This window comes from Streptomyces sp. NPDC007991 (assembly GCF_042958445.1).
Taxonomy (GTDB): Bacteria; Actinomycetota; Actinomycetes; order Streptomycetales; family Streptomycetaceae; genus Streptomyces.
In genome coordinates this window covers 569644-583235 of the sequence record NZ_JBIBJD010000004.1, presented here as the reverse complement: position 1 = coordinate 583235, position 13592 = coordinate 569644, and the positions used below count along the sequence as shown (strand labels likewise).

Genomic DNA, 13592 nt, shown 5'->3' with positions numbered 1-13592 from the left:
CGTGCAGCCGTCAATCATTTGCACAACATCAGTTCAGTCCGTCCTCGGCGATCCGCAGCAGCAGCGCGTGCAGCGCGTCCCGCTCGGCCGGGTCCAGCGGGCCCAGGAGCTCGTTCGTCACCCGCTGGCCGGCCTCGTCGGTGTCACGGAGGAACGCGCGCCCCCTCTCGGTCAGCGCGACGATCCGGCTGCGGCGGTCGTCGGGGGAGGGGCGGCGCTCGGCGAAGCCCTGCTTCTCCAGGTCGTCGACCAGGCCGACGATCGCGCTCGGGTCGTAGCCGAGCCGGGTGCTCAGCTCGCGCTGGAGGGCGCCCTCGGAGGTGGCGAGGAAGCGCAGCACCGCGTAGTGGCGCAGGCGCAGGCCCGACTCCTGGAGGCAGGCGTTGAACAGCTGTCCCGAGCGCAGGCCCAGGCGGTACAGCAGGTAGCCCGTGTCGGCGTGCAGCCCGCGCATCCACGGCTCGTGCGCGTCGATGGGCTTCGGGGTGACGTTCTGGCGTGTGATGACGGGCTCCCTGTGCTCGGCGCTTTCTGGAGCTCCAGCATCTCGCACCTTTGGGTCACCAACAACTATTGACGTCAACAATTATTGCTCTTAGCTTCGATCTCGTAGCCGCACCCATGCGACTCATAGCCGCACCCCATGCGAAGGGACTCACCCGTGCCCACCATCGATCTCTCCGGCAAGGTCGCCGTCGTCACCGGCAGCGGCCGGGGCCTCGGCCTCGCCTACGCCCACGCCCTGGCCGCCCACGGCGCCTCCGTGGTCGTCAACGACGTCGACGAGGCCGTGGCCGAGGCGGCCGTGAAGTCCCTCACCGAGGCGGGCGGCAAGGCCGTTGCGGAGGTGGTCCCGGTCGGCACGGCCGAGGCGGCGGACCGGCTGGTCGCCCGCGCGGTCGAGGAGTTCGGCCGGCTGGACATCCTGGTGACCAACGCCGGCATCCTCCGCGACAAGGTGCTGTGGAAGATGACCGACGACGACTTCGACGCGGTGATCACCACCCACCTCAAGGGCACCTTCACCTGCGCCCGCGCCGCCGCCGTCAGGATGCGCGAGCAGGGTGAGGGCGGCTCGCTGATCCTGGTCGGCTCACCGGCCGGCCAGCGCGGCAACTTCGGCCAGACGAACTACGCCGCCGCCAAGGCGGGCATCGCGGCGATGGCCCGCACCTGGTCGATGGAGCTGGGCCGCGCGAACATCACCGTCAACGCGATCGTGCCGGTCGCCGCGACCGCGATGACCGAGACGATCCCGGCCTTCGCCCCCTACATCGAGGCGATGAGGAACGGCGAGCCGCTGCCGGACTTCCTGCGCAAGGGCGAGGGCTTCGGCACCCCCGAGGACTGCGCGGCCCTGGTCCCGTTCCTGGCGTCCGAGGCCGCGCGCGGCGTGACCGGCCAGTGCATCGGCATCGGTGGCGACAAGGTGGCACTCTGGTCGCATCCGCAGGAGATCAGGGCGGCCTACGCCGACGGCGGCTGGACCCCCGGCGCCCTGGCGGACGCCTGGCCCACCTCGGTCGGTGCCGAACCGCAGTCGGTCGGTATCCCGGCACCGAAGTTCCCGGAGGCGTGATGGACCTGAACGACCTCGTCGCGATCGACGTCCACACCCACGCGGAGGTGTCCTCCAAGGGCCACTCCTCGCTGGACGACGACCTGCACGACGCCTCCTCGGCCTACTTCAAGGTCGAGGGCAAGCGGAAACCGACTCTGGAGGAGACCGCCGCGTACTACCGCGAGCGGAAGATGGCCGCCGTGATCTTCACGGTCGACGCCGAGTCCGCCACCGGCACCCCGCCCGTGCCCAACGAGGAGGTCGCCGAGGCCGCCGCCGCCAACGCCGACGTCCTCATCCCCTTCGCCTCCATCGACCCCTTCCGGGGAAAGGCGGGGGTCAAGCAGGCCCGGCGCCTGGTCGAGGAGTACGGGGTGCGGGGCTTCAAGTTCCACCCGAGCATCCAGGGCTTCTTCCCCAACGACCGGTCGGTGGCGTACGACCTCTACGAGGTGATCGAGGAGACCGGCACGATCGCCCTGTTCCACACCGGCCAGACCGGCATCGGCGCCGGCGTGCCCGGCGGGGGCGGCATCAGGCTCAAGTACTCCAACCCGCTGCACGTCGACGACGTCGCCGCCGACTTCCCCCACCTGAAGATCATCCTGGCGCACCCGTCGTTTCCCTGGCAGGACGAGGCCCTGGCCGTCGCCACGCACAAGCCGGGCGTGCACATCGACCTGTCCGGCTGGTCGCCGAAGTACTTCCCGCCGCAGCTCGTGCAGTACGCGAACACGCTGCTGAAGGACAAGGTGCTCTTCGGCTCCGACTTCCCCGTCCTCACCCCCGACCGCTGGCTCGCCGACTTCGACAAGCTGACGATCAAGGAAGAGGTCCGGCCGAAGATCCTCAAGGAGAACGCCGCCCGTCTGCTCGGGCTGACGAAACCGTAAGGGGCGTGACATGCGCAACGAGGGACTGGGGTCATGGCCCGCACGCCGGGCCCGCAAGACCCCGCATCGCACGGCCCTGATCCACGGCGACACCGCCCGCACCTACGCCGGCCTGTGCGACCGCACCACCCGCCTCGCCCACGCCCTGCGCGAGAGGGGCGTGCGCCGCGGCGACCGCATCGCCTACCTCGGCCCGAACCACCCCTCCTACCTGGAGACCCTGTTCGCGGCCGGCACGCTCGGCGCGGTCTTCGTCCCCCTCAACACCCGCCTGGCCGGCCCCGAGATCGCCTACCAGCTCGCCGACTCCGGCGCCAAGGCCCTCGTCTACGGCCCCTCGCACGCCGGTCTGGTCGCGGGACTGCCGGGCAGCACGGACGTCCGTACGTACGTCGAAGTGGGCGCCGAGTACGAGGAGGCACTGGCCTCGGCCTCCCGCGAGCCCATCGACACGCCGGTCACCCCGGACGACACCTGCATCATCATGTACACCTCGGGCACGACCGGCCGTCCCAAGGGCGCGATGCTCACCCACGGCAACCTGACCTGGAACGCGGTCAACGTCCTCATCGACCACGACCTGGTCGCCGACGAACGCGCCCTGGTCTCCGCCCCGCTGTTCCACACCGCGGGGCTGAACATGCTGACCCTCCCGGTCCTGCTGAAGGGCGGCACCTGCGTCCTGGTCGAGGCCTTCGACCCGGACGCCACCTTCGACCTGATCGAACGGCACCGGATCACCTTCATGTTCGGCGTGCCCACGATGTTCGACCAGGTGGCCCGGCATCCGCGCTGGCCGGACGCCGACCTGTCGTCGCTGCGCATCCTGACCTGCGGCGGCTCCCCGGTCCCGACCCCGCTGATCGCGGCGTACCAGCGGCGCGGCCTGACCTTCCTCCAGGGCTACGGCATGACCGAGGCCGCCCCCGGCACGCTGTTCCTGGACGCCGAGCACGCCGTCGCCAAGGCGGGGTCGGCGGGTGTGCCGCACTTCTTCAGCGACGTACGCGTCGTACGGCCCGACCTCGCGCCGGTCGACGTCGGCGAGGTCGGAGAGGTCGTCGTGCGCGGGCCGCACGTCATGCCCGGCTACTGGGGGCTGCCCGAGGAGACGGCCGCGTCCTTCGCCGACGGCTGGTTCCGCAGCGGCGACGCCGCCCAGGTCGACGAGGACGGCTACGTCTACATCGTCGACCGCATCAAGGACATGATCATCTCCGGTGGCGAGAACATCTACCCCGCCGAGATCGAGGACCAGCTCCTCGCGCACCCGGACATCGTGGAATGCGCGGTGATCGGGGTGCCGGACGACAAGTGGGGCGAGGTGCCCCGCGCGGTCGTCGTGCCCCGTGAGGGCGCCGCACTCGACCCCGACGAGGTGCTCGCCTCGCTCGCCGGCCGCCTCGCCAAGTACAAGATCCCGAAGTCGGTCGTGGTGGCGGACGAACTGCCCCGCACCGCCTCCGGGAAGCTCCTGAAATCCCGTGTGCGCAAGCGCTACGGCTCCGACTCCCAGTGAAGGACGGCTCCATGAGCATCACCGTCAACGGCCTCGACGAACTGAAGAAGCTCGCGGGCAGCGACCTCGGCACCAGCGAGTGGATCGAGGTCACGCAGGAGCGGATCGACACCTTCGCCGACGCGACCGGGGACCACCAGTGGATCCATGTGGACCCCGAGAAGGCCAAGGAGGGCCCCTTCGGCGCTCCCATCGCGCACGGCTACCTGACCCTCTCCCTCTTCATCCCGCTCTTCACCGAGCTGCTGGACGTCCAGGGCGTGACGACGAAGGTCAACTACGGCCTCAACAAGGTGCGTTTCCCCTCTCCGGTGAAGGTCGGCTCCCGCATCCGGCTGACGGCGAAGCTCGCCGAGGTCGCGGAGGTGCCGGGCGGCGTGCAGATCACGGTCGACGGCGCCATCGAGATCGAGGGCGGCGGCAAGCCGGCCGCGGTGCTCCAGAGCCTGTCGCGGTTCTACGCCTGAGGCCACCACCCCCTAGGCCTGAGGTCGTGCGGGCACCAGGTCGAGAAGGCGCCGCGAGGTGTCGCGCGCGAGCGGTGAGAGCCGGTCGTGCACGGCCCGGAACGTCTTCTCGGCCCCTTCCGCCGGCCAGTCGTCCGGCAGGTGCTTGACGGGCAGGCGCGGATCGCGCCGGACGATCCGCAGCCACTCGGTCTGCAGCCGCAGCCGCAGCACGAGAGCGTCGTCGGCGTCCGGCAGCTCGTCCTCCCAGGGCTGCCAGCGCCGTACGAACGCCTCGTAGCGGCCGGCCAGGTCGGTCAGCTCCCACGTCTCCTCGATCATCTGCCCGATGTCCATGCCGGCGTCGGCGTGCGCCCGGAAGACCTTCACATGGGCGGACAGGCCGAGCTCGGCGACCAGCGCCGACACGTCGACCTCGCCCGGCGCGATCCACAGGCCGTTGAACAGCGGGCCGAAGCCGCTCCAGGTCAGCTGGGAGCGCAGGTCGTGGCGCTGGCGCTGCCAGGACTCGGGCAGGGAGAAACCGAGCAGGGTCCAGGTGCCGTCCCAGTGCCGGTTGACCGCGCCGGTCTGCCAGATGCGCCGCTCGCCGTCGCGCAGCACGGCCTGAGAGCGCTCGGTCAGCCCGAAGTACATCCGGCGGCCCTCCCGCTGGCGGCGCAGCAGGTCGCGGTTGACCATCCGGGTCAGCGTCGAGCGGGTCGCCTGCTCGCCGATCCCGGCGCGGGCGAACACGTCGATGACGCTGCCCGAGTACACGCACACATCGCGCCCGAGCACCTGGTCGCCCAGGAACGTCAGCATGAGGGACTGGGGCCGCAGCGACTCTTCACCGGTCACGCGGCCCACCGTACCTCCGCCCGATCAGTCCGTGACCTGCTGGTACGCGTGGACGGCCGTCGTCACCGCGCACACGCCGGGCGGGATCACCTGTGCCCGCAGGGTGCCGCTGTTCGCGTCGTAGTCGACGCCCTCCGTCTCGAAGGCGCCCGTGCACACGCTGCGCTGCGGCAGTGCGAACAGGCTCGTCACCGCGGCGGTGACCGGCTGCCCGTCCGGCTTGTGGGGCAGGTCGACCTGGAGCAGCGGCCGGATCTCCGGGAAGAGGGTGCCCGAGGCGTCGTTGGAGGTGCACAGCAGGCGGGTGTCGGTGACGAAGTCACAGCCCTGGATGTCGCGCACCGGCTTGTCCAGGGTGATCTGCCCGGCCTCCTTCAGCTCGCCGCCGGTGGGCGGTGTGGAGGGGTTGAGCAGGGGCGCCGGGAAGACCTGGAGCCGGTTCTGTGTGCCCCACTCGCCCGAGACCAGCCACTGACCGTCGGGTGAGACGGCGGCGAAGGAGTTGTTCAGCTTCTCGCCCGGGTTCAGCGGGTGGACGTACTCGTAGCGCTTCCCGGCCGGGGTGGTGACCGCGAACATCTTGGACGTGGCCGTGTCGGGTCCCTGGTAGGCGTCGAAGACATGGCCGCGCGCGATGTCCGGGTCGCCTATGTGGTTCCAGCCCTTGACCCGCAGGTCCAGGGGGATGGAGGCCAGTCCGCGGTACAGCAGGGAGCCGTCCGCGCGGGCGGCCAGGCCCTGCCCGCCGCCGAGGCTGTCGGTGTACGCCGTTCCGGTCTCGGCCCACCGCGGGGCACCGGCGGCCGAGGCCGTGCCGGTGCCCCGCGCGAAGGCACCCAATAACGCGGTGGTGGCGAGCAGTTGACGTCTCATCAGGTCAGGCACCTTCCACGTCGACGAATACCGGGTTCGCATAGAACCACGTATCCGCCCACGGGTCACCGTCCCCGGGCGTGTGCGGAACGGGCCCGTGCGGGTCGACCGAGGCGCCGAGGTAGCCCGTGCCGTTCCGGTTGCCGTCGCTGCCGCGCAGCCTGACGTAGAAGGACTCCTCGCCCGCGGTCAGCGGGATGCGCAGGGTGTAGGTGCCCGTGCGGCCGGTGACGTCCTGCGAGCGGACGACGCGCGTGTCGGGGGCCTTCCAGGTGTCGCGGTCGGCGACCGGGCCGCGCACCGCGCCGCGGATGACGTCCACGTGCGCCAACTCGGGCAGGATGCCCTGCGGGTTGGGCCGCGAGGCGGTCGTCACGGTCACGTTCAGGCTGAGTTTCTCGCCCTTGCGGACCCGCAGCCGGCCGCCCAGCGTCACCCCCCGGCCCCGGTCGCCCTCGCGCTTCAGCCGGACGTCGAGCCCGTCGAGCAGATGCCCGTGGTCGAGCCAGACCCGGCCCGCCCGCAGGCCCGCCATGACCGCGCGGTAGCCGTAGCGGGTCACGCCCACGTGCGTCCGGCTGAACTCGCCGGGCCAGAAGTCGCTGCCGGGCTGCGGGGTGTCCGTGTTCACCGGGTCGGGCAGCTTCCCGGTGCTGTCGAAGGTCTGGCCGGGCTGCCAGTCGCCGTTCCGCCAGGTGTCGAAGACGATCCGGTGGGCGTCGGAGTTGGTGGTGACCGAGAACAGCCGCCCCTCGGCGAGCATCGAGTCCCACAGGCCGCCGACGGTGGCGGTCGCCCAGTCGAAGCCGCCGTACGTCACATAGGCGTCCGCCGGGTAGCCGGGCCAGGACTGCGCGGACGGCTTGTTCTCGTACTCGCCGCGGATGGCGGCGGCGCCGCGCCAGCCGGGGATGGCGGCACCCTGGGCGCCCGGCGCGCCCTCCATACCGATCATGATCCCGGGTGCCGCGTCCCGCCAGGCGCGCATCTCGTGCGGGGAGTCGATGCCGAGCCGCAGGGGATGGTTGGCGATGACCAGCACGTCGTCGACATAGCCCGAACGGCGCTGCTCCGCCAGCCACTTGAGGGCCTTGACGGCGTGCGCCTCGTTGCGGGTGGTGTCCGCGTCGGCGGGGCCGCCCTTGTCGTAGCCGAGGAGCTTGCCGTCGTAGGCGCGTTCGAACCGGGTGAGGAGGTCGACCTCGTTCCGGCCGGGCGGGGTGAACACCGTGCAGTGCTCGGCCGCCGGGATGTACCACTCCAGGCCCTGGAAGACCAGCTGACGCGGGTTCTCCGCTCGGGCTCTGAGGATCTCCTGGTGCTCCAGGGCGGCTCCGAAGTCGGCGTGCCCGAAGTTGGAGTGCTCGGTGAACACCATCCAGTCCAGGCCGTACTTCGCGCCCGCGGCGGCCAGTTGGGAGAAGGTGTACTTGGCGTCGTGGCTGTAGACGGAGTGGATGTGGTGGTCGCCGACGAGGTAGGCGAGGCGGGGGTCCTCGCCGCCGAGCCGTCCGCCGCCGTCGGCGCTGTCGGCGGCCAGGGCCGGGGTCGTCGTCGCCGAGCCCAGGGCGAACGCGGCGCCGAACAGGCCCGCGCGGCGCAGGAGCCCGCGTCGGGAGACGCCCTGCGCGTCGAGGGCGGCGGGGGAGACGGACGGGTCGGCCCAGGCGGGCAGCTGCTGCTCTGTCATGACGGTTCCCTGGAGGTCAGTGGTTCATGAAGGAGGTGACGGGCAGCGCCCGCGCGACGATCCGGACGTCGCCGAGCCGGCCGTGGAAGATCTGGTCGATCGTGCCGGCGTACTCGTAGCCGCCCAGCAGCCACGGCAGGCCGACGGAGGTGATGCCGACGGAGGGCGCCTTGGGGTTGCGCACGACCGGGCAGCCCTCGACGTACAGCGTGGTGTGCCGGCCCTCGTTGACGACCGCGAGGTGCCACCAGGTCTGAAGCGGTGTCTCCTGGCCCCAGTTGGTGGCGATGCCCTGCTGGTTGAGCGGGCGCATCGCCCACTGGGGTTCGCGGTCGTTGGACAGGGACAGCGTGGCCAGCGGCTCGTCGGGGTCGTCGGCGGTCTTCCCGGCGGCACCGCCGGTGCCCGTGCGGCTCACCAGGCCCGACCAGGCGTTGTGGTCCGGGTCCCAGTCGGCGGGCAGCCGGTAGAACGCCTCGATGGTGTAACCGTCCCCGAACGTGGCCGAGTTGAGCGGGGCCCCGTCGACCGTGCGCAGGTAGGCGCCCTTCAGCGGTGACTTGAAGCCCTCGAACTCCAGGCTGCCGTGGCCGGGCTGGTCGGGGTGGTGGTCCGCCGACCAGCCCAGCGCGCCGCCGCCCACCGTGACGAGCGAGAGGTCGTTGCCGCGCCCGGACAGGTCCCGGACCGTGCCGGCCGTGCCGTCGACGGGTTTCTCGAAGCGCCAGTACGCCACCGTGCCCGGGACCAGCATCGTGGAGGCCGGCCGCGCCGGACGCGGGGGCACGGGCGCGAAGCCGGAGAAGCGCTCCTCGAAGTCGATCTCGACGGAGAACCGGTCGGCGTCGCCGCTCAGCTCCATCTCCTGCCGCTCCAGCTCGTTGAGCCCCTTCCCGGCCCGGCCCAGGATCCACGGGGAGACGGTCTCCACGTCGATGACGTTCCGGTCCAGGTCGAACCGGTAGAGGCGGATCATCGCCGCACCGCCGAAGTAGCGGTTCTGGTAGTTCGTCAGATGCAGATGGACGTCGTGCCCGGCCGCGTTCTCGCGGGTCGCGCGGGCGGCCGGCCAGTAGTGCCCGTTGAGGGTGAGGAAGATCTGGTCGTGGTCATCGATCAACTGGTCCCACAGCTGCTGCCCGTAGGCCGACAACGAGTCGTCCTCGGCGACCAGTTCGTGCGTCGTGAGGATCACGGGCGTCTTCGGGTGCCGCGCCAGGACCTCCTTCGCCCACGCGTAGCCCTGCGGCGACAGCCGCCAGTCCAGCGCGAGCACCAGCCACTCCCGGCCGCCCGCGGTGAACAGGTGGAAGGTGTTGTAGCCGTCCGGGGAGGCACCGCCGAAGGTCCGCTGCCCCTTGAACCGCTCGGGCCCGAAGGCGTCCAGATACGGCGTCGCACCCCGCTGGTCGGTGGTCGACGACTTCACGTCGTGGTTGCCGGCCAGGACGCTGTAGCCGACGCCCCGCCGGTCCAGCAGCGAGAACGCCTCGCCGATCGCGGCGAACTCCTCCTTCGCGCCGTTCTGCGTGAGGTCCCCCAGATGGGACAGGAAGACGAGGTTCTCCTCCCCGCCGTGCTCCAGCAGATAGCGCAGCGACGCCTCGACCGGAGCCCTGTCGATGCTGGGGCCGTCGAAGAGGTACTGCGTGTCCGGCATCACGGCGAGCGTGAAGCGGCGGCTGCCCGGGTCGGGGCGCCAACGCGCCGGTGCCGCCTGGGCGGTGACCGCCGGCAGCGCGGCCACCGTCGCGGCGGTCGCGCCGAGCAGGGCGGTGGCGCGCAGGAAACCGCGTCTTCCGGCGCCGGCCTGGGGGGCCTCGCCCGGGTCGTGATCATGCGAAGTGCACACGGGTGCTCCAGAGGTGGAGTTGAGAGGGGGAGAACTCAGAGAACGCGCAGTGCCCAGCTCCAGCGATGGACGCCGGCCGGGACGAGATAGGCGGCGAAGGTGTCGGGCCCGCAGGAGGCCGTGCCGAGACCGCGGTGCGCCGCGTCGATGTGCACCACGCACCCCGCCCGCGGCACCAGTTCGTCGTGATGCGCGGCCGAGGCGAGGTCGGCCGCGCGATGCCGGGTCACGCAGACCTGGCGGGGCCGGTCCAGCCGCACCGCGAGCCCGGTCGCGTCCGGCGCGGACAGCGTGAACCGCCGCACGCCGTGCCGCCCGCCGCTCTCCTGCGGCCGCAGATACGGCGTGAACAACTCGTCCACCGGCAGCGAGTGGTGGCCGACCGGCGCCCCCGCTCCCCGGTCCGGATACGACTCCCAGGGGCCCTGCCCGAACCACTCCAGCAGATTCAGCCCGGCGGCCGTCTCGAAGACCGACCCGACCCGGGCCACGTCGTCCAGCGCCTCGGGCAGCTCGGCGCACTCCTCCACGAGCAGCCCGCCCTCGACCGCCGTGAACACCTGCTCGTGCCGGACGGTCCCGCCCGGGCCGAGGTAGTCGCAGACCACCTCCACCCGCCCGGGGTCACGCCGGACGGCGACGACCTCGCGGGTGAGCGCGTCGAGCCCCCAGTCCCGCCAGCGGGCCGCCATGCCGCCCCGTTCGTCGTTGTCGGTGGGCGCCCGCCACAGCGACAGCATGGGTCCGGCCGTCAGCAGCGGATGGACCAGCAGCCCGTCCTCGCCGACCTCGACCGGGTGGTTCGTGACGGGGGTGTGCCGCACCGGTTCCGCCGCCCGCAGCCGCACCTGCGGCAGGCACACGACCGTGCCGCGCGGCGCCCACGGCTCGTCCCGGGCCGTCGTGACCCGCAGCGTCAGCCATGCCTCGCCGCCGTCCTCCGGCAGCTCGAACGGCAGCGGTACGGCGGCAGTCTCGCCCGGCCGCAGAGCGGGCAGCACGGCGGGGGCGGTCCGGGTGCCGCCGTCGGCGAGGGACAGCTCCCACTCGCCGGACAGCCAGTCCAGGCCCCGGAAGTGCTGGTGGTTGCCCAGCACCACGCCCTCGTGCCGGAAGCACTCGACGCGCAGCGGCGCCGCGATCTCCCGGTGTTCGAACAGCACGGGCTTGGGGGTCCGGTCGGGGAAGACGACCCCGTCGGCGACGAAGGCGCCGTCGTGGTCGCTCTCCCCGAAGTCGCCGCCGTACGCCCAGCGGTGCCCGGGCGCGGCGACACCGTTGTCATGGAGCCCGGCGCCCCCACGCCCGGCCGGTCTGCCGTCGTTCACACGCTGGAGGATGCCGTGGTCCCAGAACTCCCAGATGAACCCGCCCTGAAGACCCGGGGTGGCCTCGATGGCCGCCCAATGGTCCGCGAGCGTGCCGTTGCTGTTGCCCATGGCGTGCGAGTACTCGCACTGGATGAGCGGCTTGGTCTGAGTCCCGGACATGGCGTGCGCCAGGCACTCCTCCAGCGGGGCGTACATCGGGCAGGCGATGTCGGAGGCCAGGCCGGGATCGGCCCAGCCGAGCTTGGCCGCGCCCTCGTACTGCACCGGCCGGGTCGGGTCGTGCCGGCGGACCCAGCCCGCGGCCGCGTCGTGGTTCGCGCCGTAGTCGGACTCGTTGCCCAGCGACCAGATGATGACGGACGGGTGGTTCTTGTCCCGCAGCACCATCCGTGCGACCCGGTCCACGAAGGCGCCCAGATAGCGCGGGTCGTCGGCGATCTCGTGGGCGTGGTCATGGGACTCGATGTCGGCCTCGTCCACGACGTAGAAGCCGAGCTCGTCGGCCAGGTCGTACAGTGCCGGGTCGTTCGGGTAGTGGGCGGTGCGGATCGCGTTGAAGCCGAACCGCTTCAGCAGGACGAGGTCCGCGCGCATGTCGTCGTACGACACCGTCCGGCCGGTCAGCGGATGGAAGTCGTGCCGGTTGACGCCCCGGATGAACACGCGCTCGCCGTTGACCAGCAGGTCCCGGCCGGTGATCTCGACGTCGCGGAAGCCGACGCGGTGCCGGGAGGTGTCGGCGACGGTGCCGTCGGCGCGGTGCAGGCGGACGGTCAGGCCGTACAGCTCGGGCGTCTCGGCGTTCCAGGTGCGCACGTCCGGCACGGCGGCCCGCAGCCGGGCCTCGCCGAGGAAGGCGGAGACGCGCTCGTCCTCGGCGTTGGCCCGGTCGAACGCGGCGTCCTGCATGAGCAGCACCCCGTCCAGTTCCCCGCTGACGTACCAGCCCTCGGGCAGGGCGCCGCCCGCGTCCCGCACCCGGCAGTCCACCGTCAGGTCGCCGTCCCGCCGGGCCCGCACGGTCACGTCCGCGAGATACAGCAGGTCGGTGGCGTACAGCAGCACCGAGCGCGTGAGACCGCCGTGCCACCACTGGTCCTGGTCCTCGACGTGCGAGGCGTCCGACCACTTCACGACGGTCAGGCGCAGGGTGGCCCGCTCCCCGGGGCGCACGACCTCGGTCAGATCGAACTCGGCGGCCAGGTGGGAGTCCTTGGAGATCCCGGCGGGCCGCCCGTCCACGTGCACCAGCAGCACGCTCTCCCCGGCCCCGACCTGGAGCACGATCCGCCGCCCGGCCCACTCGGCCGGCACGTCCACCGCCCGCTCGTACACGCCCGTCGGATTGGCGGCGGGCACCCCCGGCGGGAACTCCGGGAACGGCATGCGGACGTTCAGGTACTGCGGAAGGTCGTCCGTGCCCTGCATGGTCCAGACACCGGGGACGTACGCCGACGACCAGACCTCCCCGAGCGGGGTGTCCGGCGCGGGCAGCAGCTGGAAACGCCAGTCGCCGTCCAGACAGACGGCCCCGGCCCTCCGGTCGACGGCGTTCATCGGAAGCCGCCGCCAGGAGGTCACCTCGGGCGCCTCCCAGGGGCGCAGGGCGATCAGGGGATCGGGGAGTGCGTCGCTCATGACCATTCCGAAGTCGGTGGGGTGGGCCGGGGCAGGGCACGGCCCCGCAGGCCCCAGTCGGGGTCGACGGGAATGCCGAGACGGTCCAGGACGGTGGGGGCGATGTCGACGAGGCGGGGCGTGTCCAGCCGGGTGCCGCCGGGCACGCCCGGCCCGGCGAGGACGACGAACACCTCTCGCTCGGCCCGGGTGTCGCCGCCGTGGCCGCCGGCGTCGAGATGCCCGTGGTCCGTGGTGACCAGCACCGTCCACCGCTCGTCCGCACGGGCGGGATCGGAGCGCCGGGAGCCGATCGCGTCCAGCAGCCGCCCGAGGTGGGTGTCCTGGGCGAGCAGGGCCCGGTCGTAGGCGGGGCTGAGGGGGCCCGTGGCGTGGCCGGCCTCGTCGGTGGCGCCGAAGTACACGAACACGATGTCCGGGTCGTCCTCGGTGAGCCACCGTGCGGCGGTGCGGGCGACGAGACGGTCCGCTCTCTCGTAGCCGTCGGACTCGCCGTCGTGGACCGCGCGCCGGCCGATGGCCGGGCCGAGGGTGCCGCGGTGGACCAGTTCCGGCCAGGACACCGCGGCCACGGTGCGCAGCGCGGGCCGCGCGGTGACGGCGCGGCTGAGGAAGTCGGGGTAGCGGGTGTAGTCGGCGCCTGCGAAGTCGTTGCCGGTCACCCCGTGGCGGTCGGGCCACACCCCGGTCAGCACGCTCGACCAGCCGGGGCCGGAGTCGGTGTAGGCCATGCTGGTCGACGGCCCGTGTTCGGCCTGGCCGTCCGCCTCGCCGTAGGGCAGCAGGCTGCTGCCGTGGGCGCCGGCGGCCATCAGACCGTGCAGCACGGGTGCGGCGGCGTGTGACCGGATCAGCCGGTCGTGGCGGAGCCCGTCCATGCCGACGACGAGCACCTTGGCGCGTGCGCTGCATTCCGTCACTGCTTGCC

Annotated in this window: 11 protein-coding genes; 4 read left to right on the top strand and 7 right to left on the bottom strand. The window is 72.0% G+C overall.

Annotated elements, in window-relative coordinates:
• Nucleotides 1-28 precede the first annotated feature (28 nt).
• Complete coding sequence (locus ACFZDA_RS14225) at nucleotides 29-454, bottom strand: MarR family transcriptional regulator (RefSeq protein WP_391080171.1); 426 nt, start codon at nucleotides 452-454, stop codon at nucleotides 29-31.
• A gap of 207 nt (nucleotides 455-661) precedes the next feature.
• Between ACFZDA_RS14225 and ACFZDA_RS14220 the strand changes: the two genes are divergently transcribed.
• From ACFZDA_RS14220 to ACFZDA_RS14205, 4 genes are read left to right on the top strand one after another with little or no spacing between them, the layout of a single operon-like run.
• The gene (locus ACFZDA_RS14220) at nucleotides 662-1579 is read left to right on the top strand and encodes an SDR family oxidoreductase (RefSeq protein ID WP_391079840.1); all 918 of its coding nucleotides are present in this window, start codon (nucleotides 662-664) and stop codon (nucleotides 1577-1579) included.
• Complete coding sequence (locus tag ACFZDA_RS14215) at nucleotides 1579-2454, top strand: amidohydrolase family protein (protein WP_391079837.1); 876 nt, start codon at nucleotides 1579-1581, stop codon at nucleotides 2452-2454. The genes ACFZDA_RS14220 and ACFZDA_RS14215 overlap by 1 nt, the downstream gene beginning before the upstream one ends.
• Before the next feature lie 10 nt (nucleotides 2455-2464).
• Nucleotides 2465-3973, top strand: a complete 1509-nt coding sequence (locus ACFZDA_RS14210) for a long-chain-fatty-acid--CoA ligase (RefSeq protein WP_391079834.1) — start codon at nucleotides 2465-2467, stop codon at nucleotides 3971-3973.
• Nucleotides 3974-3984: 11 nt separating this feature from the next.
• Nucleotides 3985-4440 carry a MaoC/PaaZ C-terminal domain-containing protein gene (locus ACFZDA_RS14205; RefSeq protein WP_391079831.1) on the top strand — a complete coding sequence of 152 codons (456 nt, stop codon included), beginning with the start codon at nucleotides 3985-3987 and terminating at the stop codon, nucleotides 4438-4440.
• A gap of 12 nt (nucleotides 4441-4452) precedes the next feature.
• Here ACFZDA_RS14205 and ACFZDA_RS14200 read toward each other — a convergent pair whose 3' ends face one another.
• The 6 genes from ACFZDA_RS14200 to ACFZDA_RS14175 are packed head-to-tail and all read right to left on the bottom strand — an operon-like array spanning nucleotide 4453 to nucleotide 13584.
• Nucleotides 4453-5280 carry a PaaX family transcriptional regulator C-terminal domain-containing protein gene (locus ACFZDA_RS14200; protein WP_391079828.1) on the bottom strand — a complete coding sequence of 276 codons (828 nt, stop codon included), beginning with the start codon at nucleotides 5278-5280 and terminating at the stop codon, nucleotides 4453-4455.
• Nucleotides 5281-5304: 24 nt separating this feature from the next.
• A complete protein-coding gene (locus ACFZDA_RS14195) occupies nucleotides 5305-6153 on the bottom strand; it encodes a hypothetical protein (RefSeq protein WP_391079825.1) in 849 nt (282 codons plus the stop codon).
• 4 nt (nucleotides 6154-6157) lie between these two features.
• On the bottom strand, nucleotides 6158-7843 hold the full coding sequence (locus ACFZDA_RS14190) for a PHP domain-containing protein (RefSeq protein ID WP_391079822.1): 1686 nt from the start codon (nucleotides 7841-7843) through the stop codon (nucleotides 6158-6160).
• Between the two features lie 16 nt (nucleotides 7844-7859).
• The gene (locus ACFZDA_RS14185) at nucleotides 7860-9695 is read right to left on the bottom strand and encodes a LamG-like jellyroll fold domain-containing protein (RefSeq protein WP_391079818.1); all 1836 of its coding nucleotides are present in this window, start codon (nucleotides 9693-9695) and stop codon (nucleotides 7860-7862) included.
• Between the two features lie 35 nt (nucleotides 9696-9730).
• Nucleotides 9731-12664: a glycoside hydrolase family 2 TIM barrel-domain containing protein gene (locus tag ACFZDA_RS14180; protein WP_391079815.1), complete on the bottom strand. Its 2934-nt coding sequence runs from the start codon at nucleotides 12662-12664 to the stop codon at nucleotides 9731-9733.
• Nucleotides 12661-13584: an alkaline phosphatase family protein gene (locus tag ACFZDA_RS14175; protein ID WP_391079812.1), complete on the bottom strand. Its 924-nt coding sequence runs from the start codon at nucleotides 13582-13584 to the stop codon at nucleotides 12661-12663. The genes ACFZDA_RS14180 and ACFZDA_RS14175 overlap by 4 nt, the downstream gene beginning before the upstream one ends.
• Nucleotides 13585-13592: the final 8 nt, after the last annotated feature.